This window comes from Exiguobacterium sp. s91 (genome assembly GCF_018618915.1).
GTDB lineage: Bacteria > Bacillota > Bacilli > Exiguobacteriales > Exiguobacteriaceae > Exiguobacterium_A > Exiguobacterium_A abrahamii.
Genome location: NZ_JACSMZ010000001.1, coordinates 1,692,926 through 1,716,929 on the forward strand (window position 1 = coordinate 1,692,926; position 24,004 = coordinate 1,716,929).

Genomic DNA, 24,004 nt, shown 5'->3' on the forward strand with positions numbered 1-24,004 from the left:
ATAGTTTGTCTTCTTTATCACGAAAAAACCACCATCCAATTTTGGATAGTGGTCACTTCACTCATTAATAGGGATTCGGATCCTCCTGCGGTGTATCCGGAATCTCGGTCGGTTCTGGAAACGTATCCGGTTCCGGCTGACGGACCGGGTCTTCCTGTGGCGTATCTGGCACCTCACTCGGTGGTGTATGCGGTATCTCGTCCGGTTGATGATCCGGTTCGCGTTCTGGCACTTCATTCGGATTTTTCTTCATCTTGATCTCCCCCTTAAGACGTGATGTAATCGCCGCCATTGATATGAATCGTCTGACCCGTGATGTAACTTGAATCGCGAGAAGCCAGATAGACATAAGCCGGTGCATTTTCCGACGGTTGTCCCCGGCGTTTCATTAATGTATCTTCCCCATGCGACTCGACTTTCTCCTTCGAGAACGTCGCCGGAATGAGTGGCGTCCAAATCGGACCGGGTGCGACGGCATTAACGCGGATTCCCTTCTCAATCAAGCTCGAGGCGAGTGAACGTGTTAATGTCGTAATTGCCCCTTTTGTCGCTGAGTAATCGATCAACGTCGGTGCCCCACGATAAGCCGTCACCGATGAGGTATTGATGATTGCATCTTCTTTATGCAGATGCGGAAGCGCCGCTTGAATCAAATAGAACATCGAAAAGACATTCGTCTCGAACGTTTCCTTCAATTGATCTGGTGTAATCGAAAGAAAATCATCCTGCGGGAATTGTTTCCCGGCATTATTGACGACAATGTTCAATTGACCGAATTCTGCAATGACCGTATCGATGATCTCTTGTGCATTTTCCGGTTGACTGACATCTTTTGCGATTTTTAAGGCTTTGACCCCGTAGCCTTCAATCAACGATTTCGTCTTTTCCGCGTCTTTCCCCTCATTTAAGTAAACGATCGCGACGTTTGCCCCTTCTTTCGCATAAGCGACAGCAACGGCACGACCGATTCCACTATCCCCGCCCGTGATCAGCGCGACCTTCCCCGTCAGTTTTCCTGAACCGACATAGTCCGGATCATCGTAAATCGGTTCTGGTTTCATGGCGTACTCGACACCGGGTTGTTGTTCCTGCGTCTGCCCTCGTGCTTCTTGATGCATCGCTTCGAACTGTTCTTCTCTCATGAACGATCAGCTCCCTTATCACTGTTGGAATGAACTACATGATTAACCATTCCCTTGCGATACATCTATAAACGTTTTTCTGGAAAAGTCAGATGTCATTCGTCAACAGTGTTGGGAATACATTCGTTTGGAGCATGTTTGATAGTTCGCTTGGATACAATGTATACTGATCCAGTTTGTTGAACGGAACGAAGCGATACGTCAACCCTTCACCTTCTGGACCGTAAAAATCCTCTGTTAATAAAGGCAGCGGTTTTTTGCAAACGACTTCATAAAACATTCCTAGTTCATGAAACTCGTGATCAGCGTACTTAAAGAAATTTTCATGCAGGAAACGGAAGACCGGTGGCTCAATCAACTGACCTAGTTCTTCTAATATTTCACGTTCAATCGCTTTGGCACCACTTTCACCGAACTGGACGCGTCCTCCCGGTAATGACCAAAAATCATCTTCTCCTTGGCGATGAATCAACAGATGTCCATCTTGAATCAACAGCGCTACTGCGCGAATATTAAGCTTTTTTTGATTTACTGTAAACGTCAAATCCATTCCATTACCTACTCTCATCTTATTAGACTCCCATACTTTCTCATCATTTCCCACGATTGCGTTTTGTCATCAAATTCATCTCGTTGTAACACGGATTCATCTTGATTTTAAGGGATTTTGAGATTGAATATGTATTCAATATTACAACAATTGTTATTAGAATATATTTAAGCAATCAAATTGAAACACAACCGTCTGATGTTTGAATGCTATACTCTCGTTAGTCAAATGACCGCATCACTCACTTCAACACACACTAAACGCATCCACTTCTATAGATGTCATTCCGACGACAACACTAGATATTCAACTTAGGAGGAACATTCATGAAACGAACAATCACGACGTTAGCAATGAGCGCCCTCGTTGTTTCAGGTTTTGCAGCTACGGGTACAGGTAAGGTTGAAGCCGCTTCTGGCTCATCGTATAAAGTTAAAATCAAAGCAGACGGACTCCGCGTCCGGACTGGTCCATCGTTAAAACACCGCATCGTCGACGGCGTCAATGCGGGTCAAACATTCAAATACCTTGGTCGGACAGGAAACTGGACGAAGATCATGCATAAAGGCGAAAAACGCTTCGTTTATTCTGGTTACGTCAAGAAGTATAGCGCTTCTAGTAAATCAGCGAAAAAAGCATCATTCTCTTCGTCTACTGGATTCATGCGTCCAACAAGCGGATCAATCACACAAGGATACGGAAATGCTAGCGGGAAATACGGCTACACGTTCCATAACGGAATCGATTTCGGAGCACCTACTGGAACACCAGTTAAAGCAGCCGCTGCCGGAAAAGTCATCAAGTCGTCATATCAGGGAGCTTATGGTAACCATGTCATGGTCGAACATAAAGTGAACGGTATTTCGTACACAACGGTGTATGCTCACTTAAGCAAACGTTCTGTCTTCGTCGGTCAATCGATCCCGAAAGGCGCGAACATTGGAGCTGTCGGGAGCACTGGTAACTCTTCGGGATCACACTTACACTTCGAAATCCACCGTGGAAACTATGTCTACAGCGGTTCTTCAGCAGCAAGCAGTGTCAACCCACTCGCTTTCTTATAAGCATTTCCAGGTACCTCATCTGAGGTACCTTTTTTGATTTTCAGTGGGCATTTCATCTTATCCAATTCCATCCAATCTTGTCAAAGAATTTTATGGATTATTGGAAAAAGAATAAAATTAAGTCCGTTTAATATAATTTATTGAAATAATATCGAAATGTGAATGTAACATTTAAACAAATTCGTAAATGTTATACTCATCTATGAAATTTACATAACGGTTTAGTCATACAGATTACATATTCAGGAGGAATGAATCATGCATGGTTTTTGGAAAGGTGTCTCGGCGACAGCAATCGCTGTTGCAAGTTTTGCATCGTTTGCCATCCCGCGTGCGGATGCTGCAACGACGTTCTATAAGGTGAAGGTCATGGAGGACGGCTTACGCGCTCGGACGGGTCCTTCGACATCTTACGGTACGGTCACGAGCTTTGAAAAAGGTGACACATACAAGTATCTCGGACGGACAGGGAACTGGACGAAAATCCTCTATGGTTCAAAAAAAGTCTACGTCTCTTCTACATATGTTAAGAAATATTCTGTAACACGTATCTATAAGATTAAAATCAACGTCGACAATCTTCGCGTTCGTAGCAGCAACTCGACGAGCAGTGCAGTCGTCGGAAGTGTCGATAAAGGCGAAACATTCCGCTACCTCGGTCGTACAGGTGACTGGATCAAGTTCCTATACGGTGGCGACAAACGATTCGTTCACGCTGACTACGTCTCGAAATATGCTGTCTTGACACTGACAAACAGCAGTGGTGCATCAAAAGCCTCGACGTCGACGTCAAAAAGCTTCGCGACACCAACGAGTGGTCCGATCACGCAAGGATATGGTAAGGCAAGCGGTGCTTACGGCTATACGTTCCATAACGGTATCGATTATGGCGCAGCAAAAGGTACTCCAGTCTATGCGACAGCAAGCGGTAAGGTCATTACGTCTCAGTTCAAAGGCGCATACGGCAACTACGTCATGGTCTCACACACTGTCAACGGATCGCCGTTCATCAGTCTGTATGCACATATGAATAGCCGCTCCGTCTCGGTCGGTCAAACCGTCGCCCAAGGTCAAAAAGTCGGTACAGTCGGCGAGACAGGTAACGCTTTCGGAACACACTTACATTTTGAACTCCATAAGGGATCGTACGTCTACAGCGCAACATCAGCTGGTAGCAGCGTCAATCCACTCGATTACCTCTAAAAAAAGGCCCGATCCCATGACTCATCAATGACGTCATATGGTCGGGCCTTTTTTTATCCTTTTAGACGGAAGCAAGTGAAGTCTGCTCCTCTTCAATCGTCGAGACGATCGCACGTGCTGCGGCTTGTCCCCCGTAAATCGACCGAGCGAACGGTCCGACCGTCAAGTCAGCGAGGCTGCCTGTCGCGAATAAGTTCTCTCCCCATTCAAAGGTTTCTTCATCTAATAACGGTGTCCGGCAAGGAGACAATGGCAGATTCAACTCTTGCTGTACCGCTTCAAGCCAAGATCCTTCGACGACCATCGGACGGATACCCGTTGCGCAAATAATCGATTCAGCGGTGATGATGCGACCATCTGTCAGCTTCACTCCGCTTCCGATTTCCTGCTCGACTTCACCGATCTCATGAGTGATGATTCCTTCCCGAATCAGATGACGAACACGTTGAATCAAGTCCTGTGTTGCCGTTCCGGGGCGACGCTCCTGTACGATCAATGCTCGTTTTTCACTAGCCGACAAGGACTTGAATGGTGTCAATCCTTTTGGTCCCATGAACTTCCGATCGGCATCGAACGCACTTTTTTCGAGCGGACGTCGTGAAAGGAGAGTCACCTGCCCGGGATAGCGCTCGGCACATTGAATCGTATGATGCAAGGCACTGATTCCACCTCCAATGATGACGACCGGTGGTGTATCGTGCTTCGATAAGAAAACGTGACGCGCCGATTTCGCCCACTCTGGCATGACGTGATGCTCCGATTGTCCGAGGGCGAGAACGACACGGTTTGCTCGTAACTCACCTTCGTCTGTCGAGACGATCCACGTTCCGCTCTCTCGTCTTAGTCCTGTGACTTCCCCTTGGACCCAGCTCGCCTCCACTTCATTTCGTTGCGCCAATTGAAGGGCATGGTCGTTGAATAATTCCAAGGATGGTCGCCCGTATGTATCCTTGAAGGCTTGATGTGTATAATCCTGTTCTTCCGCATGATGCCTGAGACTCGTCGGATTCGTCGAAGTGTGGTGCACCCGAGTTGAACGTAGGTAAGGCATGCCGATCCGTTCGGTTTGTTTACGCCAGTTCATCAATGGTTGCCGATGACGGTCGATGATCCGTATCATCTCCCGATCGATTCCTTTTTCACGTAAGGCATTGAATACCGTCATTCCATGAATTCCTCCGCCAACAATCACCCATTCATATCGATCCGTCATCACAAAAACTCCTTTATCTGAATTAAATCGTAATCATTACGTTTTATAACGATAGCGTGTTTTTAAGAAGAATTCAAGCGTCATTCGACGAAAGCCCATAAAAAATCCGCTTCCTCTCGGTAGAGGAAGCGGATTTAAACGCATCAATCAGGAAGAAGCATGTTTCGCTAGATACGCTTTCGAATAGCGGTCAGCTGCGATGATCGCATCCGCGACTTCGTCCGCCGTGACGTTGAAACCGCTGTGGATCGTCTCGCCTTCAGCAGTCGCTGCCTCGCCGACCTTGACGATGTCTTCACGCGACGCATCTTTTAGCTTGACGTCTTCGAGCGTCACCGGTAAGCCAAGATCCGTGTAGAGCGCGATGTACCGCTCGATTTCTTCTTGTGGATGTTCTTCGAGCGCCAGTTGAACGAGTGTACCAAAGGCAACTTTCTCACCGTGCGTTAAGTGGTGAATCTCACCGTCAAGCGCTGTGAACCCGTTATGGATCGCATGCGCTGCAGCTAGCCCACCACTCTCGAAACCGAGTCCACTTAAGAGCGTATTCGCCTCGACGACGGCTTCAAGTGCCGGTGTGACGACTTGCGCTTGAACGGATTCATACGCCAAGCGACCATGCTCGAACAAGACTTCCTCACACCGTTTGGCGATCGCTTGTGCCGCAATCGTCGGTCGTCCCCCTGCCATCGTTTGTCCACCAAAAGCGACGACACTCCGTACCTCAACCCACGTCGCAAGCGCATCGGCGATTCCGGACGCGAAGAAGCGCGCTGGTGCTTGGGCGATCAATTTTGTATCGACGAGAACGAGATCGGGATTCTTCTTATAGAAGCGATAACTTTCGAAAATCCCTTCGTCGGAATAGATGACGGACAGGGCACTCGTCGGTGCGTCGGTCGAAGCAAGCGTCGGAACGATGACGACGGAGACGTTCAGCTCATCCGAGACGGCTTTTGCCGTATCAAGCGTCTTTCCGCCTCCCACACCCATGACGAACCGGACATCTGCTGCTTTTGCTTGCTCAGCGATTCGTTTCACTTCATGCCGTGAGGCTTCACCACTAAAGTCCGCTTTCTCGATGCCGACATTTTCGCCGGACAACGAATGCTCAACACGTTCCTTGACGATTTTCCAAACGACATCATCCGCGATGACGAGCGCTTTTTCACCGAACGGGCTCACATATGTACCGAGCCGGTCAATGACATCCTTTCCTTGGACATACTTTGAGGGACTAATGAAGACACGTTCTGACATGTTTCAACATCCTTTCTGTAAGGGACACGATGGTCAATGACATACAATAGAGGAATTGCCTTTTCTGCTGACGTTTAAACCCCATCAAGTCGAATCATCTTGACAAAACGGGTACTCTTTCAAGAGCTTGTGTGATGAGACTCCGATCTTCTCTTAATCGCTCGTCCGGATCAGGACCGAACCATTCGAGGCTTGCCGTCAAGTGATCGAGATGAGCCGATACGTCTTCAAAGAACCGGTGATAATCGACGATACCTTCGAATAATGGAACCATCCCTTCCCGTGATCCGCTTGCCGCATAGACATTTGCTGGTTCAAAGACTGAAAATTGTTCAACATTCGCCACTGTTTTTAAATGAAGGTGATCCACACACGATGCAAGTCTGAAGTATGCTTCGACGGGATCTGCCTTTGATTCGATGACATGCAAGACGTCAAAGTTGATCCGACATGCCGGATGGTTGATCGCTTGTAGCAAACGAACCGTTGCCTCTACCGTATCTGTTGCAGTGTTCGGATGAAATTCAAGTAATAATCGCTGTCCTGCAGGATCAAGGACACGGCAAATCCCGTTCAATCGATAAACGAGTTGATCCCATTTGGCATCGGATAAGGTATGGCTCGCCTCATTACCAGCAAAGATGCGGATACGCTCAGTTCCGATTCGTGTCGCTAATTGCGAGAGTCGTTTTGTCTCCGCAAGTAGTTCTGACATCGGTGCGTTTAAATTTAAATAATGACTCAACATACTGACGTTCAGATGGGACGACTTCAGCCGATCGACTTCTTCTGTTCTTAAATGTTCAGCATGAACTCCCCAAATATCAATGGCGTCAAAGTGTTCTTCTGAAGCAAAATCGATCAAATCATTAAATGAACGCAGATGATGCCGATAGCTGATCGTACAGAGTGCGAGTTTCATGTTCAATTCCCTCCTGTCGTTGATACGCATGGAACGTGTCGACGAGTTGCCGTTTGATTGCACTCTCCCGTGCCCATTGTTCTTCGATCAATCGTTCGATTTCTAAGTACACTTCCGGTTGACGCGTTACAGCGTATTTGACAGCCCGATGCTGGATGACAGAGTATTGATTGACTAATGTTTCAACCTCATCCGTCCATTCTTCAAAATCAGATGTCTGCAAGTCGCGTCCAATCGCTTCATATAAATAAGCAAATGCATGCTCATAGGCATATTTTCGAATGGCAATCACAGGTAACTGCTTTAAGGCATTCGGTAATCCCTCAGGTTGTTCACGATAGTGATGCACAACACGTTTGACCGACTCAGTCAATGGATGATGTACGTTTAGACAACTCATGAAATACGCACTTACCGTCGTCGCATTCGGTATTCGAACATCCGTACTTCGAAACGCAAACCCACCAGCGACAGCACGATGGCGTACTGCTGCAAGAATACGTTCTCTTTCTATTTTACCTTCATACCGGAAATCAGGATCAAGCATGTGCCATATTTCCGGATCTTCTGTCGCCTCTAACATGACGTAGTGGGGAAACACATCATGGTGAAATTTATTTTCGCGCTCAGGTAGACTAGCTAAATCCAACATGACGATCACTGACTCGTCCTTATTTTTCTGTTCGATCCGTTGAATCAGCTGAGCGATATTTTCTTCTTTTGACTGTTTGTGATCGTACCATTCTTCGACTGGGATTCCGTAAAGACGTTCATACCAAACAAGCATCTCCTGATGGTTGATTTTTTCATCATGATGCGAGAGGACATAATCGGCTGACAAGGAAAACGAAGAGTCCCACACGCCAAAGTAATAGGGACGATGGTCCGCGGCCGATCGTTTAATCGTCTCGCAGACGCAACTGACGAGACAGTGCACTTTAATCATGTATGGCCTCCTGTAAAACAGACATCAACTCTTCTACTCGCATTTTGGGAAGGACTGACATGTGCTCATCGGGAATCACTAATCCGTGTTCCAATTCAAGGTGAAGCAACAGATGAATCAAACGCATCGAATCCAGTCCTAGATCATCTCGTAGAGAGTCTGTTGTCGAGACAGCGACAGATGATGACCATTCGAGCTGTTCGGTCAGTATATCTTCGAATTGCGCAATCGTTAAACGGGACATGTTTGTTCCCCCAATCGTTTTCTACTCACTTTCCCATTCGCAGACAGCTCGATTTGCTCAACGATTTGCCACTCCGTCGGTCGTTGATGAGGTGCGAGATGCTTCATACAATGTTGTTTCAGTTCTTCCTCCGATGCCGTCGTCACGAGTTGAGCGCAGACGCGCTCTCCTTGGAACGCATCCATTCGTTTAAAGACGACGACAGCCTCGACGGTTGGAAGCTGATACAAGACATCTTCGACTTCCCCGGGATAGACGGATAAGCCAGACACATTGATCATCTCATCGAGTCGGCTAAGAAAGTGCAGCCCGTCTTCAACGTACATTAAATCCTTCGTACCAATCCGTACGCCTTGTTGCGAAACGACTAATTCTGCTGGTTTCCCCTTCGTTCCAGTTTCAATTTCAAGGTGTTCTAACGGAAATCCGATCGCTTGCGGACTCGGCGGATTCGGATGAAGTGCGATACAACCGATTTCTGAACAGCCATATTGTTGAAGCAAATGATGTGTTTTCCGTTCAATCGAACGGAACCATTTTTCTGGTAATGTCATCCCGGAAATCATCACTGCGTGAACTGTTTCCGGGAACAAACTCATCGCATACGCCAGTCCCGGTGCCATATAGATGATAGCGTCCGGATGCAAACGATGAATTGCTAGCACATGACGTGGTGAGAAGTCTTGTAGGATGACTGGTGTTGCTCCGCGTCTTAAAGTCGCAAACACTCCACACAGTAATCCGAATGAGTGCGTCGTCGGACAAGCAATGATCGTCGCTTTGGTCGTCAGCGGAAAACTGTTCGTATAAGCAGTCAGTTCCGTCTCGATCGACTCCCATGTCCGGTGAATGATTTTGGGTTGCCCCGTCGTACCGGAACTGAATTGAATCAATCCACCCGCACGTTTTTCCGCTTCCGGAAGCGGAATGATGGTCTCTTGATAAATCAAATAGCCACATTCGGCTTGTATCGCTAGACGCTCAGCACCAGAAACAGGCGTCTCCGGATGAATGGGAAGGATTGTTCCATTCATACGTCGCATCGCAAGACAGAGGGCTAACCATGCTTTTGTATCTAACGTACAGATGGCTACGGTCTTCCCTTCCGTTATGAACGATTGCTTCACCAGTTCGTGTGTCGTCAATTCTTCTTCTGTCACCCATTCTTTCTCAATCCATAGCATGATCGTTTTCCTCTCCTCGTTGAACTAGTGAATTTTTTACATCGATTTGATTCGTCAAACCAAACCGTGGTGCCAGTAAGGCTTCTGCCGTTACTCTTTGTTCGTACCATCCGATTCGTTCTAGTCGGTCTCGATCAATCGGCAACCCCTCGATCGTCTGATGCATCCAATCAAAGAACGTCGCTTCATTCAAGTTCTCCGTCAGTTCAAGTTGATACGCTAGTTCCGTCAAATGATAGACGAATAATGTATCGTACAGCAGCTCGCGTAAGGCAAGCGGGTGTGACATTTCATAATAGGTATTGAGCGGTGCATCAAAATCAGGATGTAGCCTCTTAAAATCGGGTACATCCGATGGATCATCGAGCAACTCGGTGACGAACTCGACGCTATCATGAAAATCGCGGAGAATGATCCGTTCCGGCCATCCATCCCGTAAGACAAGTAACGTATTTTGTGCGTGAGCTTCCACACCGATTCCTTTCTCGGTCACAAGTCGGATGACTGGTTCGAGATAGACGCCGAAGAATCGACGGAGCCACCGTTCATGACCATATCGTTCCAACCACGGACCTAGAAAATGTCTTCCGTCGACCTCGATTTGAGCAAGTGCCGTCAAAGGCATGACTTGCTCGCCCGGTTGAGCATACGTCAAGACATTTTCTCGAAAGACACAGCCGACCCGACCCGCAAGTGGACCGCTCGAAACGACAGATGAAGCAAATTCAGATAACAGCGTCACCGGCAATTCACTCGCCTGTTTTTTCAACCAATCCGATACCGCAGGAGCTGCCACGACATTCGGAACGGAAAAAGTCCGAACGGCTGACGTTTGCTTCAAGTCTAGCGGCAATTTGATATGCGGTAGTTCGGGGTGACCTGGACAAAAAACGGTTCGAATCGACTGCGTCGCTTGTACGAAGACACCACCTTCTCCTAAGTCGACACCTCCGACTTGTGCCACTTCCTGCTTGATACGTGACCACTGCCACGGATGGACCGGAAGAATCTGATAATCGGTTTGATTGAGCTCTTCCAGTTTGACTAAAAACATATGTAGAAGCGATTCTCCAAGAATCAGTGGAATAGGTAAGATTCCATTCCCTTGAACGAGCGTAGAAGGTAAGGCAATCCAATGTAACTGGAAGCGATTGCCCGCTTCAGGTCCATATGCCTCGTGATCAGCTCGCGAAAAACCAATCCTTGATTTATAACAAGGATGATAGGGATGCCCTTCGATGATGGTCTGCTCCAACTCTTCATAATCCAAGCCTGCTCGGTGGATTGGTAGACGATGTTGCTGCGACAAGTCATCAAAATCATGTGTACGTCGCAACTCTTCCTGAAAGTCGTCCGAGATCGGCAACTGCGTCAAAAGATGCTCAAACCAGTCGTTGACGCCAGATGACTTCGATGAGCGTAACGTCGAGATGTCGAGCCGAATCCGGTCGAACGGACCGCGTTTGCCCTCGACTGTCACTTCACTATCTTTTATGTGGAATGTAAAACGATGCTTCATTCCGACAATCATTTCAGTAAAAGGAAGAATCCGTTCGAATAACAAACTCTCAAGAAGTTGTTTGCAGATACGTGTTTTGCTGTCGTAAAGCATAGTTGTCCTCCCGTAACGGATTATCCAACTCGACGAAACAAACTCGTTCTCCCTCGACTTCGAGTTCATCGAGTCCTTGTAGGCGTGTTAGTAAATTCGCCTTATATGGAAGTGTCGGCGATTCTAACAACATCAAAAGCCAAGCTCTGCCTCGCCCTTCTAGACTTTCAACTCGTACCTGACACCATTCGTGCAGTAACGCGATAGCAACTTCTTCGTTCAATAATGTGTCTGCTGCAAATCGGTCGATGACACTCGCCAGATGGTTCCAAATCATGTAGTACGTCAAACGCTCAGCAATGACTTCTTCTGGGTAGAACAACGTCGTATGCTTCAATTCCGGTTCCAGCAGGATGAAGGAATCTCGATTCGTGTCTGCTAAGTAATAGCCTTGATTATCCCGGACGTGATATTGAACCGGCCATCCGTCTTCGAATGTGATGAGACTATTTTGCTGATGTGCCTCGAGACCGATTCCTTGTTCCTCATACAGTGTAACGATCGCTCCTAACGTCAACTCTAAGTACTGTTTCCACCACCGAGTGACGTGTTCCGGTTCGATTAATCCTGACTGCCGAATGAGCCGCAGCAGGAGAGATTCCGAATTCGGTAATGCCGGTTGGACGAGTGCTGCAACATTTACCGCGTGGGGTGCAGGGTCTCGCAGGATGACTTCGAATCCGGTCTCTTCTTTAGTCCGGATCGCTAAATACGCAGGATCGTGAATGAGGTCAAACGTATCAGGAAGAGACAGATGACAAAACAATCGATGCATCAAATAACCGGCCTCTAATTCGTGCCGCTTGTTGACGCGTCTTGAGTTCGTCACTTGGACAGGTATGGATAACTTCAACATATGACTTCGGTCGAGTGCTTCGACGGTCCGTATCGACGAAGTCGCGTTATATAGTGGTCCAGTTGCGCCATGATAACGGAGAATACTTTGCTCGATCCATTGCTTGATTGTCGGCTGACGTAACAAATACTCGGCTTGAAGCGGATGAATTGGAATGACTCGCTCTTGCGCCGTCGCTTGGATTGAGTTACCCAGTTGATTTTTCATCAGCTGACTAATCGTCTCGTTGCTACCTGAACGTTCCTCGAGCAATGTCTCATGTACTGTGAAATAGTGAAGTTGAAACGGCTGACGGAATTCAGGGGCATACGCCTTTTGTTGCCAGTCGGTCATACCGACTCTACTTTTCGGGGTCGGATGAAACCAATGGCCACACCACAAGCGTTGTTCATAATCGATGAACGTCTGTTGCTCTTGTGCGTTCAGTTGTTCCTCCAAAATCAATTGCACAGTCCGGTGACTGTCAAGAACGCGAAAGAGTAAGTCCGTTTGATCCGGATGTTGATCTTGAAGCTTGATGCAACAGGTGATGATACAAGACATGGCTGAAACTTCCCGCCATCCGTTCTTTGTCTCTTCACGGATCATTCCAATCTCGTGGCGTCCGATGATGGAACGACGTTTGATTTCAATGAGATATGGCTTCATCCAATAAAAAGAGGATGTCTCGGATGCATCAAACGGTCTCTCGTTGACCCATTCGCCCGGGTTCACTTCTCTGATGTAGCTGTTCATGAACGATTGAAGCGTCACCTCGGTCGCTAATCGCTCGATTTGTTCTTCGCATGTTCGCACGCTCTGTTCCTCCCCTTATTGAAAATCATTCTCATTCCATATCAATAGAAAAACGGGTTTCCCCGTTTTTGATGGTGCGTATACGCACTTATTTTAAGTAAAACGTTTTCAAGTTTCTTCAATCCGTTTTCACAATCGATTAAATGCCAGAAGTCACATATCGTCGTGAGATTTAACACAAATCAAACAAACGATCCTCCCTAACATTCGTACGACAAGGTGACGACTTTTTAGGTTCATTTATCAGCCTTCTCTGCCTCATTGTGAACTCCATCTGTAATGATAATCATTATCAATGACGAATGACATGGATTTTCTTTTCATTCTTCATGGACAAACAAAACAGTTACTATCGCTGATATATGTATGCAATTGATGTAACATATGCATCCTCCCAAGTGGTCCCCACGGATCCCAATCTACACTGTCTGGGTGAAATATACGCCCCGTCCTAACGGCACGAAGCGTTTTCCACTCCTTCGTTCCTCGAATTCGTTCCACATCTGCAGGTTGACTCCACAGTATGAACAGACCATCCGGATCTAACTGCTGTAATGTTTCTAGGCTGATCGTCATGTAGACGGTATGCGGAAGTCCTTCCACTGCTCGTAGACCGATTTCATTGAACAGAAAATCCAACATCGTATGCCCTGTTCGTCCGTACAGTCTGATTTCTGAGTCTCTGATCCAAATGACGGCCCATGTCACATTCCGATTGAATTCGAATTGTTGCTTCACAACTGATTCAAGTGTCTCGACTTCGTTGATGATATCAGTCGCTCGCTCAAGCATATCGGTTGCCTTAGCAACATCATACAAGTAATCCTTCCAGCAAGTTTGTTTCGAAATATCGATGATCGGACAAGAGGTCAACATAGGTGGTAGTTCACCTCGTATCGGTGTCCGTAAAACGAGATCAAGATTTGATGTCTCAAACCATTCCGGTAAAATCGTTGCTGACGCGTCGTATAGTCGCGTACCTTCGATTTCACTTAAATAGTCTGGCACCCCGTTCGAACGATATTGTGTCGGAAAAGACGGTGCGATGACCGGTTGAATGCCAAGTGCCAATAAGTGATCTTGTAACAACGCTTGACTCCAGATTCCGACCCGTGGAATCAACCGTTTTCGGTACTGACTTGGTGATAGTCCCTCACGTTTTTTAAAGAGACGGCTGAAATAAAATTCATCATTGATTGATACACGTTCTGCGATCTCGGCAATCGTCCAATCTGGATGTGCAATCATCCACTCCTTCGCCCGTTGCATCCGCAATTGATGAAGCAGTTCCTTTGGTGATTGATCGTAGTACTTTTTGAATTGGCGGGAAAACGTCGGCAGTGACATGTTCAACTCACTTGCCAAGTCACTGACTGTTCTTGATCTCCCGAGTTCTTCTAACCACTGGGACGTCACTTCCTCAAACGTCTGCTCATGACGACGTTCACTTAATTGCTCCAGCAGTTGATACAGATAGCGATGCTGTCTAAGAGAACCGGTCATTGTTTCTGGACACCCTTGCATTCGTTCTAAACACTCCACTAGTTCATTCGTTGGTTGTCGGAAGATTGGAAATGCCGTCAGGTCAACCTCTAACTGATACAAGAGACAATGTCCCTCCTGAACGATGAAACGTTCACCTGATTTCTTGACGAAACAGGCTTCTCCCGCCTCTAGACGTTTTCTTTCCGTGTAGGTAATACCAGCCCCTTGTATGACGACGATCAAACTCGGACGTAACGCCAATTGTCCTCCTGTTTGTAACGCATGTTTTCTCACGCGAAATGTATGTAGTGCTTCTGTCATTTTCAACTCACTCCTAAAAAACATTTGCTATCAGATGCTTTTTCCGTATATCAGCTTTGAATGTTTTCAACTGGATGAACATCACCTATCACCCCTTCTAATTGATAATGAATATCATTTTCGTTAACACTATAGCATCATGCTACCGCTTTTTGTCAACAACTGTTGTTAGACTATTTTTCATCGTTACAACAAAAAATCCCTTCACCCAGTGTAATCTGAGTGAAAGGATTTAATTTAAGCCACACGCGACGACGAGTGTGTCTGTGCTGTTTTCTTACCAACGACTGCTCCGATCACTCCGCCAATAATGGCTGGAACGACCCATCCGAGACTGACGGAAGCAAACGGTAATACCACGTCGAACACGTTTGTGACAGCTGAAACGTTGATCTTCGCTGTCTTTAATCCATCAAATAAGCTGACAACGAATGTCATCCACAGCGCCCCTTGATAAACGGCAGGTTTGCCTTTAAAGAGTGGATGCAAGAATGTCAGGAAGATGAGACAGATCGCCAGTGGATAAAGCGTCATCAAGACTGGTTTTGAGACAGCAAGTAATTGATTCAGACCGATGTTCGCGACGAGTGCGCTGAAGACCGATAGACCAATCGTCCATTTGACGTACGAGATTTTTGGCACGAGTGCCGAGAAGAACGCGGCACAGGCCGTAATCAACCCAACACTTGTCGTCATACAGGCGACTGTGATCATCAGACCGAGTAAGATCGCACCGTATTCACCAAAGTAATGATCCGACACAGCCGACAAGATCTCTGCTCCGTTCGCTAGTTGTCCGATTTCCGAGACACTCGAAGCACCCATGAAGGCAAGCGCCGAGTATGTGATTGCAAGCAAGGCTGCTGCGATCAATGACGCTTTCGTACAAATCAAGAGTAACTGTCGCTTCGATGTGACACCTTTTTCCTTGATCGCTGCGATGATGATGATTCCGAAGACGAAAGCACCAAGTGCATCGAGCGTCATATATCCTTCCTGGAAACCGTTAAAGAAAGCATTCGACTGATATGTCTTCAAAGGATTCTGAAAACTTCCGATCGGATGGAGGACAGCGACGACGATCAACAGACCGATGAACGTGATCTTAATCGGTGTCAGTACTTTCCCGACGACATCGACGATTTTCGTCGGATTCAATGATAAGAGACACGCAACCGTGTAGAACAAGACCGTGAAGATGAGCAACGGCCAGTGGCTCGTCGATTCACTGAAGAAAGGCTTGATTCCGATCTCATACGAGACCGTTCCGGCACGAGGAATCGCGAAGAAGGGACCGATCGCAAGATACAAAATGACCGAGAACCCGATTCCGAACGCAGGATGAACGCGTGACGCCATCGCTTGTAAATCGCGTTCCCCTGAAAACGCGAATGCAAGAATCGCAAGCAATGGTAGACCGACACCGGTGACGAGGAATCCGGCATTGGCGACCCAGACATGCTCCCCTGCGAGCTGTCCGAGCATCGGCGGAAAGATGAGATTTCCTGCCCCGAAAAATAAGGCGAAGAGCATCATGCCGATGACGATGATAAATGATGTTGGAACAGTTTTAGACATAATAAACCCCCACTGATGATGATCGACTTCATCTCGCTCCCTAAGCAGATGAAGTACTTCGTTCGAAAGGATAACATACGTTTAAGAGCTCGTGCTAGGAGTTTATCTGGAGAATATTCTGAAAATTGCGCAGAAAGTTTGGTGGAGCTACGGTCCATAGAATTTGTTACGTTTGTGCATCGAAGCATGAAACCGAATTCATAAGTTCATATGACGTAGTAGAACTTCACTTCTTGTCCCAAAAAAGATATTATAATCTAAAATCTTTACAATAATGATTTTTATCAATCGACTTAATTAGTATGTAAAATATCAAGTCTTCTTTGTCAGCAACACTTATATTGAATAGAGAAAGGAGGAGATAAATATTGCTTGAACAATTAAATCAATTGATGCACTATATCGATGAACATTTGACAGAAGAACTATCACCTGAAGATGTGACTCGATTGACAGGGCTATCCGATTATCATTTTCGAAGAATGTTTTCTTATATGTCTGGGATCACATTAACAGATTATATTAAACAACGACGTTTATCAGAAGCGAATCGCGACTTGATTCAAGGCACTTCTGTAACTACGGTCGCCTTCCAGTATGGTTTTCGTTCTGTAGAAGGGTTTTCAAGAGCTTTTCGTAACTGGTCAGGCTATTTACCATCATTTGCCATAAAAAATAAAATTCAAAAAACCTTTCCTCCTTTCACATTCTATTTAGAGATTAAAGGAGGAACTTCAATGGAATTTAAAATCGAGGAAAAAAGTTCATTTTTTATAACAGGTGTTTCTAAACGTGTACCAATACAATTTGAAGGAGTTAATGAATCCATTCTAGAGCTTGCCCAATCCATCACAACGGATCAACGAGAAAAAATGAAAGCAATGGCTGATTTTTATCCTCACCATATATTGAATGTATCTTATGATCATGAGGAACATTTTCAGGAAGAAACCGGTTCACTAACCCATATGTTAGGATATGCTACATCACAAAAATTGAGGGATTCTGATATCGGACTCGAACAACTGTATGTTGATGCTTCGACATGGGTCATTTTCCCGAATCGTGGACCTTTCCCGGCGACTTTACAAGAAACAATGGCTCGTTCATACTCCGAATGGTTACCTTCCTCTGGTTATGAATTGGTTGACTTGCCTGCCATATCCTTTACGATTCATGGTAATGACCCAGAGCAGGTATACAGTGAAGTATGGGTGGCAGTTTCAAAAAAAAATAGCGAAAATTAAGTCTAACACTATATCTAACACTATAATTGTTGGTAAACGAAAAAGCTGTCTTCTCAGTAAACGAAGACAGCTCAAATCTTATATACTCTCTTAAGTCATGAAAAACAAAAGGAGTGTTTTCATTTCTCTGAATTGATCCTATTTTAATTATCCTCTTACAGATTTTACAATTGTCGCAACCCCTTGACCGCCACCGACGCATAACGTCGCAAGACCATGCATCTCACCCGTCCGCTCGAGTTCATGGATCAGCGTAACGAGAATCCGCGCACCACTCGCACCAATCGGATGACCGAGCGCGATTGCGCCACCGTTGCGGTTGAGCTTCTCGTGCGGGAACTGTAGCTCCGCATCGACCGCGAGAGATTGTGCCGCGAATGCTTCGTTCGCTTCGATGACATCGATCTCCTCAAGCGTCAGTCCCGCTTTATCGAGTGCCTTTTGGACCGCTTGGACGGGACCGATTCCCATGATGCTCGGATCGACACCGGACGTTCCATTTGAGACGATCTCAACGAGTGGTGTCACACCGAGTTCTTTTGCCTTTGTCGCGGACATGATGACAAGTGCGGCAGCCCCGTCATTGATGCCAGATGCATTGCCTGCCGTAACCGTTCCGTCCTTTTTGAATGCCGGGCGCAAACGACTGAGTGTTTCGACAGATGTTCCGGCACGTGGAAACTCATCTTGATCAAAACGGATCGGGTCGCCTTTTCGTTGTGGAATTAACACTGGCGTGATTTCCGAGACGAACCGTTCTTCCGCTAATGCCGTCTGCGCTTTTTGCTGACTCGTCGCAGCGAACTGATCCTGGGCTTCGCGGGAGAGTTCATAGGCGTCGGCTAAATTCTCTGCCGTGATTCCCATGTGATAGTCATTAAACGCACACTCAAGTCCATCCTGGATGATCGTATCGACGAGCGGTTGGTCACCCATCTTCAGTCCAGACCGTGCGCCCGATAAGACATACGGCGCTTGGCTCATGTTCTCCATCCCACCGGCAACGATGACATCGGCTTCGCCCGACTTGATCGCCTGATACGCGAGATGGACGGCTGAGAGACCGGATCCGCAGACCTTGTTAACGGTCATCGCTGGACATGTCTCCGGTAATCCGGCAGCGAGTGCCGCCTGCCGTGCTGGATTTTGACCAAGTCCTGCTGAGAGGACGTTACCGAAAAAGACTTCGTCGACGTGATTCCCTGCGACACCTGCTTTTTCGAGTGCTGCGCGGATGACCGTCGCTCCGAGTTCCGTTGCTTTGACGTCTTTCAAACTCCCATTGAAATTCCCGATTGCCGTGCGCGTCGCACTGACGATGACGACTGCTTCACTCATCTACTCCATCTCCTTATTGAATCGTATATCCTCCATCGAGTACATTCGCTTGTCCCGTGATGCCCCTTGCTTTGCGGCTCGCGAGGAACAACGCATAATCCGCGATCTCCTCGACGGCAAGCAGACGCTTTTGCGGAACGAGCGGATAGATGACTTCTTCAAGTACTTTTTCGAGTTCGACGTGACGTGTCTTCGCCAAGTCTTCCATCTGATTCCGGACAAGTGGTGTATCGACGTACCCCGGGCAAATCGCGTTGACGGTGATTCCGTGTTCCGCTCCTTCAAGGGCTGCGACTTTCGTTAAGCCGAGCAACCCATGCTTCGCCGAGTTATACGCCGCTTTCCCGGCAAAGCCGATCAAACCATTGATCGATGCCATGTTAAGAATCCGTCCGTAGCCTTGTTCCTTCATGATCGGAAAGGCATGTTTGATAGCGATGAACGGCGCCGTCAACATGATCTTGATCATCAATTCGAACTTCTCCGTCGGAAACTCTTCAATTGGTGAGACGTGTTGAAGACCCGCGTTATTGATCAAGACGTCGAGTCGACCAAACTGTTCGACCGTCTGCTTCAAGACGGCTTCGACCTGTGCTTCATCGGTGACGTTGAGCGTCATGCCAACCGCTTCATGACCAGCTGCGCGAATCGCTGCCGCCGCCACTTCTGCTGCTTCCGCGCGAACGTCCGTTACGACGACCTTCGCTCCTGCCGCAGCAAACGCCTTTGAGATTTCTAGACCAATTCCGCTTCCTGCACCTGTGACGAGTACGATATCTCCTTGAACCATCTGCTTCACTCCCCTACCGTCACGCGCTCGAGTTCCGGACTGACCGTGAATCGTGCTTCCGTGACTTGTTTGACGTCTTCGACCGTATGACCATTCAGCGTCTCGATCAAGGCCATTCCGTCCGGTGTGAAATCAAAGACGGCCCGGTCCGTAATCAAACGGTTGACGACAGCGCGTCCTGTCAACGGCAAAGTACACGCCTGTTTGACTTTCGATTCGCTGTGTTTGTTGACATGCTCCATGATGATGACGACGCGTTTCGCTCCGTTGACGAGGTCCATCGCTCCGCCCATGCCTTTGACCATCTTGCCCGGAATCATCCAGTTCGCGAGGTCACCGTTCTGATCGACTTCCATCCCGCCGAGGATCGCGAGGTCGATGTGCCCACCGCGAATCATCGCGAACGATTCGGCACTGTCGAAGTAAGATGCTCCGGATTGTGCCGTGACCGTTTCTTTGCCGGCATTGATTTCATCGGCATCGACTTCATGATCAAGCGGATACGGTCCGATGCCAAGCAGTCCATTTTCGGATTGCAGCATGACATGCATATCGTCCGGAATCGCATTGGCGATCAATGTCGGAATTCCGATCCCGAGGTTGACGTACATCCCGTCTTCGATTTCCTGAAGTGCGCGTTCAATGATGATCTCTCGTGTCGTTTTCATATCCGTCTCCTCCTCAAGCTTCCCGGACAGTCCGGCGTTCGATGCGTTTTTCATAATCCGTTCCGACGACGATGCGCTGGACGTAGACAGCAGGTGTATGAATCTCATTCGGGTCGAGTTCACCGACTTCGACCAGTTCTTCGACTTCAACGATCGTTACTTTTCCGGCTGTCGCGACGATCGGGTTAAAGTTGCGTGACGTCTTCCGGAAGACAAGATTCCCGAGTCGATCTGCTTTCCATGCCTTGACGATCGCAAAATCACCGACGATTCCTTCTTCCAGCAGATACGTTTTTCCATCGAACTCTTTTTGTTCCTTCCCTTCAGCAATCGGTGTCCCGACGCCAGTTGGTGTATAGAAACCGGGAATGCCAGCTCCACCGGCACGGATACGTTCCGCAAGTGTACCTTGTGGGACGAGATCGACTTCAATCTCGCCACTGAGGTATTGTTGCTCGAACGTCTTGTTTTCCCCGACATACGATGAAATCATCTTCTTGATTTGTCGCGTCTGCAAGAGGAGACCGAGTCCGAAGTCATCGACGCCACAGTTATTACTGACGACCGTCAAATCCTTGACGCCCTTCTCTTGCAACGCGGTAATTGATTTTTCCGGGATTCCGCAGAGTCCGAAGCCCCCTACGACTAGCGTCGCCCCGTCAAAGATGTCTGCTGTCGCTTCCGCGAATGATGCGTATACTTTCCCCTGTTTCATCTGATGATGCCCCCTTTAAAAATCCTTAGTACAAACCAGTCAAACTATACAATCCAATCATCAAGAAGACCGTCACTGTCTTGAGGATCGTAATCATGAAGATGTCCTTATACGACTGACGATGCGTCAGCCCCGTAACGGCAAGTAACGTGATGACGGCACCGTTATGCGGTAACGTATCCATTCCGCCGGACGCCATCGAGATGACGCGATGCATGACTTCCGGTGGCACGCCGCCTGATGTGATGGCTTGCGTATATTTATCCGACATCGCACTTAACGCGATTCCCATCCCGCCTGATGCGGAACCAGTAACGCCGGCAAGCGTCGTCGTCGTGACGGCTCCATTGACGAGCGGATTCGTAAATGTCTCTGAGATCCCGCTTGAGACGGACTTGAATCCTGGTAACGCTGCGATAACGCCTCCGAAACCATACTCAGCACCTGTATTCATGACCGCTAGAAGCGCGCCACCGATACTGACGTTCAAACCAGCTTGGAAGTTCGTCTTGATCTTCGGGAAGTCATAGAGCATCGCTGCGAGAATTCCGATCAATAATGCCATTTGGACGGACCAGATCGCAAGAACGGCCGGCGTCTCAATCTTTCCGAATGCCTCTAAACCGATTGCTGAAAAATCAAATCCTTCCGGATACCATTTCGGAATCGAGAGTGTGAAGACTTTGTTCATGACGGCAACGAGGACGAGTGGGACGAAGGCAAGGACTTGCCGATAGACCGGTTGACGATCCGTCTCGAGCGTCATTTCTGGTTCATTCTTCAACTCCATCTGCGGTGCGGCACTTGCCGCCGTTGCTTCAAATCCAGCGTAGCCTTCCCCTGCTTGATGGGCTTTTTTCTTGCGTGACTCGAGATACCACATACCGACGACTAGGATGAACAATCCACCGACCGTTCCCATGATTGGCGCAGCGTAGATATCCGTTTTGAAGAACGTCGTTGGGATGACGTTTTGAATCTGAGGTGTTCCTGGTAAGGCATCCATCGTGAACGTGAATGCACCAAGGGCGATCGTTCCCGGGATGAGGCGTTTCGGGATGTTCGCTTCGCGGAATAAGTTCGCTGCGAACGGATACACAGCGAAGACGACAACGAATAAGCTGACGCCGCTATATGTAAGAATGGCGCCAAGTAAGACGATAGCAAGAATGGCACGCTTCGCACCGATCATACGGATGATCGTCTTTGCGATCGACTCCGCGATACCGGACATCTCAACGACTTTTCCGAAAATCGCCCCGAGGAGGAAGACCGGGAAGTACGCCTTGATGAAGCCGACCATCTTTTCCATGAAGATATTCGAGAAGAAAGGTAACACCCAATCCGGGTTCGTCAGTAGGACGGCGAACAAGGCACAGATTGGCGCAAATAGGATGACCGAAAAACCACGATAGGCAACGAACATCAATAAGGATAAGGCAAGAAGAATGATGACAAGTTCCATAAGTAGATCTCCTTCGATTTTAGTAAGCGCTTTCATATCGCTTCTTCATCATTTAACAACGCAGTGTCGAAGAGGTCAATTAAATTCCGCCAAACTATAAGTACAGCTTATAGAAATCATAAGTTCACATTATAGACACAATTGCATCAGATAGATTATTTTTTCATGGAACAGGAGTTAGTCCTTTTATGGCGTATGTCTTTTAAGTAACGTACTTTTAATTGAAAGGATGGACATTTCATGAAAAGCATCCTTTTTGACGTCTTGCATAACGTGACGCTATTAATGGCTGGTTTCTATCTGCTCGGAAAATTATCACCGCTCCCGATCACCCGTGACTCCCCACGGCTGACACGCGTATTGTACGGTCTTGCTCTAAGTGTCATCTCGTTACTACTCATGCAGATGACGATTGAAGCAGCACCTGGCGTCATGGTTGATTTGCGTCATATTCCGGTCGTCGTCGCTGCCTACTTTGGTGGCGTCATCCCGACAACGATCGTGACGATCGCGATCATCATCTATCGTTTCAGTTTAGGAACGAACCTAGCAGCCTTCACCGCATTCGGTTTCATCGTCGCCGTCGCCTTAGGAACAAGCTTAATCGTTCGCGAAATGCCACCCTATGCAAAACGAACATTCACACTCGTGACGCTCTACGCGACGGCTTTACACGCTCTTGTCTTATGGATTGTCTTACCGAAACAGATTCTTCTACTTGAAGTGATGGCAGTCGTCATTCCTGCTTCTTTCGTCAGTAGTTGGCTCGCCCTAGTGATCATCCGTGATATTCGGTTGACCAAACAATCATTACGGATGCTTCGGCAAAAAGCGCAACTCGACTTTTTGACAGGATTAAATAATTCACGCGCCTTCAACGAATACTATACGGATGTCAAACAGCGATTGATTCTAACCAAACAGTCGGTCGTGTTGTTGACGATCGATATTGATCATTTTAAACAGGTCAACGATACGTATGGACATGAGGCGGGCGATGAGGTGCTACGGCAGTTCGCCAATCGACTGCGCGATGGAGTGGCAGAAAGCGGGTATTTATCCCGTAACGGCGGTGAGGAGTTTTCAGTCCTGTTTGAGAGTGTTCCGCTTGCTGAAGTCTTGCCTTTAGCAGAGCAATTACGCGAACGGATCGCTTCTAGTCCGTTCCGACTAGCGACGACAGAGCTATCGCTCACAGCATCGTTTGGTTTAGCCGCATACGATGAGACGACACTGCAAATCGACGATCTTCTACTGGATGCGGATGCTGCTCTCTATCAAGCAAAGCAACAAGGACGGAATCAAGTCGTCCTGTTTTCTCCTAATGCAGAATCTGCCGTCAGCTTTCAAGAATAACGATGGACGCCACCTCTGAAATCCGCTACCTTTAAAGAAGAGGTAGGTGA

Annotated in this window: 22 protein-coding genes; 4 read left to right on the top strand and 18 right to left on the bottom strand. The window is 47.6% G+C overall.

Annotated elements, in window-relative coordinates; all coding sequences use genetic code 11:
* Nucleotides 1-64: 64 nt before the first annotated feature.
* From KNQ06_RS08880 to KNQ06_RS08890, 3 genes are all read right to left on the bottom strand, one after another.
* Nucleotides 65-253 carry a hypothetical protein gene (locus KNQ06_RS08880; protein ID WP_215148027.1) on the bottom strand — a complete coding sequence of 63 codons (189 nt, stop codon included), beginning with the start codon at nucleotides 251-253 and terminating at the stop codon, nucleotides 65-67.
* 13 nt (nucleotides 254-266) lie between these two features.
* Complete coding sequence (locus tag KNQ06_RS08885) at nucleotides 267-1,142, bottom strand: SDR family oxidoreductase (protein ID WP_029341323.1); 876 nt, start codon at nucleotides 1,140-1,142, stop codon at nucleotides 267-269.
* A gap of 88 nt (nucleotides 1,143-1,230) precedes the next feature.
* Nucleotides 1,231-1,710, bottom strand: a complete 480-nt coding sequence (locus tag KNQ06_RS08890) for an NUDIX hydrolase (RefSeq protein ID WP_251133332.1) — start codon at nucleotides 1,708-1,710, stop codon at nucleotides 1,231-1,233.
* Nucleotides 1,711-2,018: 308 nt separating this feature from the next.
* Between KNQ06_RS08890 and KNQ06_RS08895 the strand changes: the two genes are divergently transcribed.
* Together KNQ06_RS08895 and KNQ06_RS08900 are read left to right on the top strand one after the other, a co-directional pair.
* Nucleotides 2,019-2,756 carry a peptidoglycan DD-metalloendopeptidase family protein gene (locus KNQ06_RS08895; protein WP_149427083.1) on the top strand — a complete coding sequence of 246 codons (738 nt, stop codon included), beginning with the start codon at nucleotides 2,019-2,021 and terminating at the stop codon, nucleotides 2,754-2,756.
* 258 nt (nucleotides 2,757-3,014) lie between these two features.
* Nucleotides 3,015-3,959 (top strand): peptidoglycan DD-metalloendopeptidase family protein, encoded by a 945-nt coding sequence (locus KNQ06_RS08900; protein ID WP_029341320.1) that lies wholly within the window; start codon nucleotides 3,015-3,017, stop codon nucleotides 3,957-3,959.
* Between the two features lie 61 nt (nucleotides 3,960-4,020).
* Here KNQ06_RS08900 and KNQ06_RS08905 read toward each other — a convergent pair whose 3' ends face one another.
* From KNQ06_RS08905 to brnQ, 10 genes are all read right to left on the bottom strand, one after another.
* Nucleotides 4,021-5,172, bottom strand: a complete 1,152-nt coding sequence (locus KNQ06_RS08905; RefSeq protein ID WP_214724630.1) for an FAD/NAD(P)-binding protein — start codon at nucleotides 5,170-5,172, stop codon at nucleotides 4,021-4,023.
* A 147-nt stretch (nucleotides 5,173-5,319) separates the two neighbouring features.
* Nucleotides 5,320-6,432 carry a glycerol dehydrogenase gene (locus KNQ06_RS08910; RefSeq protein WP_149427081.1) on the bottom strand — a complete coding sequence of 371 codons (1,113 nt, stop codon included), beginning with the start codon at nucleotides 6,430-6,432 and terminating at the stop codon, nucleotides 5,320-5,322.
* A 94-nt stretch (nucleotides 6,433-6,526) separates the two neighbouring features.
* A complete protein-coding gene (locus tag KNQ06_RS08915) occupies nucleotides 6,527-7,354 on the bottom strand; it encodes a sugar phosphate isomerase/epimerase family protein (RefSeq protein ID WP_214724626.1) in 828 nt (275 codons plus the stop codon).
* Nucleotides 7,302-8,300 carry a DUF6005 family protein gene (locus KNQ06_RS08920; protein ID WP_215148028.1) on the bottom strand — a complete coding sequence of 333 codons (999 nt, stop codon included), beginning with the start codon at nucleotides 8,298-8,300 and terminating at the stop codon, nucleotides 7,302-7,304. The genes KNQ06_RS08915 and KNQ06_RS08920 overlap by 53 nt, the downstream gene beginning before the upstream one ends.
* Nucleotides 8,293-8,544 carry a phosphopantetheine-binding protein gene (locus tag KNQ06_RS08925; RefSeq protein WP_215148029.1) on the bottom strand — a complete coding sequence of 84 codons (252 nt, stop codon included), beginning with the start codon at nucleotides 8,542-8,544 and terminating at the stop codon, nucleotides 8,293-8,295. Before KNQ06_RS08925 ends, KNQ06_RS08920 begins: the two co-directional genes overlap by 8 nt.
* Nucleotides 8,532-9,728 carry an AMP-binding protein gene (locus tag KNQ06_RS08930; RefSeq protein ID WP_215148030.1) on the bottom strand — a complete coding sequence of 399 codons (1,197 nt, stop codon included), beginning with the start codon at nucleotides 9,726-9,728 and terminating at the stop codon, nucleotides 8,532-8,534. Before KNQ06_RS08930 ends, KNQ06_RS08925 begins: the two co-directional genes overlap by 13 nt.
* A complete protein-coding gene (locus KNQ06_RS08935; RefSeq protein ID WP_215148031.1) occupies nucleotides 9,715-11,340 on the bottom strand; it encodes an IucA/IucC family protein in 1,626 nt (541 codons plus the stop codon). Before KNQ06_RS08935 ends, KNQ06_RS08930 begins: the two co-directional genes overlap by 14 nt.
* Entirely contained in the window at nucleotides 11,297-12,991 is a 1,695-nt protein-coding gene (locus KNQ06_RS08940) for an IucA/IucC family protein (RefSeq protein ID WP_215148032.1), read from the bottom strand. The genes KNQ06_RS08935 and KNQ06_RS08940 overlap by 44 nt, the downstream gene beginning before the upstream one ends.
* 327 nt (nucleotides 12,992-13,318) lie before the next feature.
* Nucleotides 13,319-14,797, bottom strand: a complete 1,479-nt coding sequence (locus KNQ06_RS08945) for an AraC family transcriptional regulator (protein ID WP_214769288.1) — start codon at nucleotides 14,795-14,797, stop codon at nucleotides 13,319-13,321.
* A 237-nt stretch (nucleotides 14,798-15,034) separates the two neighbouring features.
* Nucleotides 15,035-16,375, bottom strand: coding sequence for a branched-chain amino acid transport system II carrier protein (brnQ, locus tag KNQ06_RS08950; protein WP_058705093.1), 1,341 nt, complete (start codon nucleotides 16,373-16,375; stop codon nucleotides 15,035-15,037).
* Between the two features lie 368 nt (nucleotides 16,376-16,743).
* Between brnQ and KNQ06_RS08955 the strand changes: the two genes are divergently transcribed.
* The gene (locus KNQ06_RS08955; RefSeq protein ID WP_149427073.1) at nucleotides 16,744-17,622 is read left to right on the top strand and encodes an AraC family transcriptional regulator; all 879 of its coding nucleotides are present in this window, start codon (nucleotides 16,744-16,746) and stop codon (nucleotides 17,620-17,622) included.
* A gap of 147 nt (nucleotides 17,623-17,769) precedes the next feature.
* Here the strand turns inward: KNQ06_RS08955 and KNQ06_RS08960 are convergent, their stop codons facing one another.
* From KNQ06_RS08960 to KNQ06_RS08980, 5 genes are read right to left on the bottom strand one after another with little or no spacing between them, the layout of a single operon-like run.
* Nucleotides 17,770-18,960 carry an acetyl-CoA C-acetyltransferase gene (locus tag KNQ06_RS08960; RefSeq protein WP_214769277.1) on the bottom strand — a complete coding sequence of 397 codons (1,191 nt, stop codon included), beginning with the start codon at nucleotides 18,958-18,960 and terminating at the stop codon, nucleotides 17,770-17,772.
* A gap of 13 nt (nucleotides 18,961-18,973) precedes the next feature.
* On the bottom strand, nucleotides 18,974-19,750 hold the full coding sequence (locus tag KNQ06_RS08965; protein WP_215148033.1) for a 3-hydroxybutyrate dehydrogenase: 777 nt from the start codon (nucleotides 19,748-19,750) through the stop codon (nucleotides 18,974-18,976).
* A gap of 5 nt (nucleotides 19,751-19,755) precedes the next feature.
* The gene (locus tag KNQ06_RS08970) at nucleotides 19,756-20,418 is read right to left on the bottom strand and encodes a 3-oxoacid CoA-transferase subunit B (protein WP_215148035.1); all 663 of its coding nucleotides are present in this window, start codon (nucleotides 20,416-20,418) and stop codon (nucleotides 19,756-19,758) included.
* 13 nt (nucleotides 20,419-20,431) lie between these two features.
* Nucleotides 20,432-21,133 carry a CoA transferase subunit A gene (locus tag KNQ06_RS08975; protein WP_029341303.1) on the bottom strand — a complete coding sequence of 234 codons (702 nt, stop codon included), beginning with the start codon at nucleotides 21,131-21,133 and terminating at the stop codon, nucleotides 20,432-20,434.
* Nucleotides 21,134-21,158: 25 nt separating this feature from the next.
* A complete protein-coding gene (locus tag KNQ06_RS08980) occupies nucleotides 21,159-22,598 on the bottom strand; it encodes a GntP family permease (RefSeq protein ID WP_035398062.1) in 1,440 nt (479 codons plus the stop codon).
* A gap of 240 nt (nucleotides 22,599-22,838) precedes the next feature.
* Between KNQ06_RS08980 and KNQ06_RS08985 the strand changes: the two genes are divergently transcribed.
* Nucleotides 22,839-23,954, top strand: a complete 1,116-nt coding sequence (locus tag KNQ06_RS08985; RefSeq protein ID WP_215148037.1) for a GGDEF domain-containing protein — start codon at nucleotides 22,839-22,841, stop codon at nucleotides 23,952-23,954.
* Nucleotides 23,955-24,004: the final 50 nt, after the last annotated feature.

Bases quoted from the DNA above. Each gene is read 5' to 3' on its own strand.
- KNQ06_RS08880 (WP_215148027.1), bottom strand. From the start codon at position 253: ATGAAGAAAAATCCGAATGAAGTGCCAGAACGCGAACCGGATCATCAA.
- KNQ06_RS08885 (WP_029341323.1), bottom strand. From the start codon at position 1,142: ATGAGAGAAGAACAGTTCGAAGCGATGCATCAAGAAGCACGAGGGCAG.
- KNQ06_RS08890 (WP_251133332.1), bottom strand. From the start codon at position 1,710: ATGAGAGTAGGTAATGGAATGGATTTGACGTTTACAGTAAATCAAAAA.
- KNQ06_RS08895 (WP_149427083.1), top strand. From the start codon at position 2,019: ATGAAACGAACAATCACGACGTTAGCAATGAGCGCCCTCGTTGTTTCA.
- KNQ06_RS08900 (WP_029341320.1), top strand. From the start codon at position 3,015: ATGCATGGTTTTTGGAAAGGTGTCTCGGCGACAGCAATCGCTGTTGCA.
- KNQ06_RS08905 (WP_214724630.1), bottom strand. From the start codon at position 5,172: ATGACGGATCGATATGAATGGGTGATTGTTGGCGGAGGAATTCATGGA.
- KNQ06_RS08910 (WP_149427081.1), bottom strand. From the start codon at position 6,432: ATGTCAGAACGTGTCTTCATTAGTCCCTCAAAGTATGTCCAAGGAAAG.
- KNQ06_RS08915 (WP_214724626.1), bottom strand. From the start codon at position 7,354: ATGAAACTCGCACTCTGTACGATCAGCTATCGGCATCATCTGCGTTCA.
- KNQ06_RS08920 (WP_215148028.1), bottom strand. From the start codon at position 8,300: ATGATTAAAGTGCACTGTCTCGTCAGTTGCGTCTGCGAGACGATTAAA.
- KNQ06_RS08925 (WP_215148029.1), bottom strand. From the start codon at position 8,544: ATGTCCCGTTTAACGATTGCGCAATTCGAAGATATACTGACCGAACAG.
- KNQ06_RS08930 (WP_215148030.1), bottom strand. From the start codon at position 9,728: ATGCTATGGATTGAGAAAGAATGGGTGACAGAAGAAGAATTGACGACA.
- KNQ06_RS08935 (WP_215148031.1), bottom strand. From the start codon at position 11,340: ATGCTTTACGACAGCAAAACACGTATCTGCAAACAACTTCTTGAGAGT.
- KNQ06_RS08945 (WP_214769288.1), bottom strand. From the start codon at position 14,797: ATGACAGAAGCACTACATACATTTCGCGTGAGAAAACATGCGTTACAA.
- brnQ (WP_058705093.1), bottom strand. From the start codon at position 16,375: ATGTCTAAAACTGTTCCAACATCATTTATCATCGTCATCGGCATGATG.
- KNQ06_RS08960 (WP_214769277.1), bottom strand. From the start codon at position 18,960: ATGAGTGAAGCAGTCGTCATCGTCAGTGCGACGCGCACGGCAATCGGG.
- KNQ06_RS08965 (WP_215148033.1), bottom strand. From the start codon at position 19,750: ATGGTTCAAGGAGATATCGTACTCGTCACAGGTGCAGGAAGCGGAATT.
- KNQ06_RS08970 (WP_215148035.1), bottom strand. From the start codon at position 20,418: ATGAAAACGACACGAGAGATCATCATTGAACGCGCACTTCAGGAAATC.
- KNQ06_RS08975 (WP_029341303.1), bottom strand. From the start codon at position 21,133: ATGAAACAGGGGAAAGTATACGCATCATTCGCGGAAGCGACAGCAGAC.
- KNQ06_RS08980 (WP_035398062.1), bottom strand. From the start codon at position 22,598: ATGGAACTTGTCATCATTCTTCTTGCCTTATCCTTATTGATGTTCGTT.
- KNQ06_RS08985 (WP_215148037.1), top strand. From the start codon at position 22,839: ATGAAAAGCATCCTTTTTGACGTCTTGCATAACGTGACGCTATTAATG.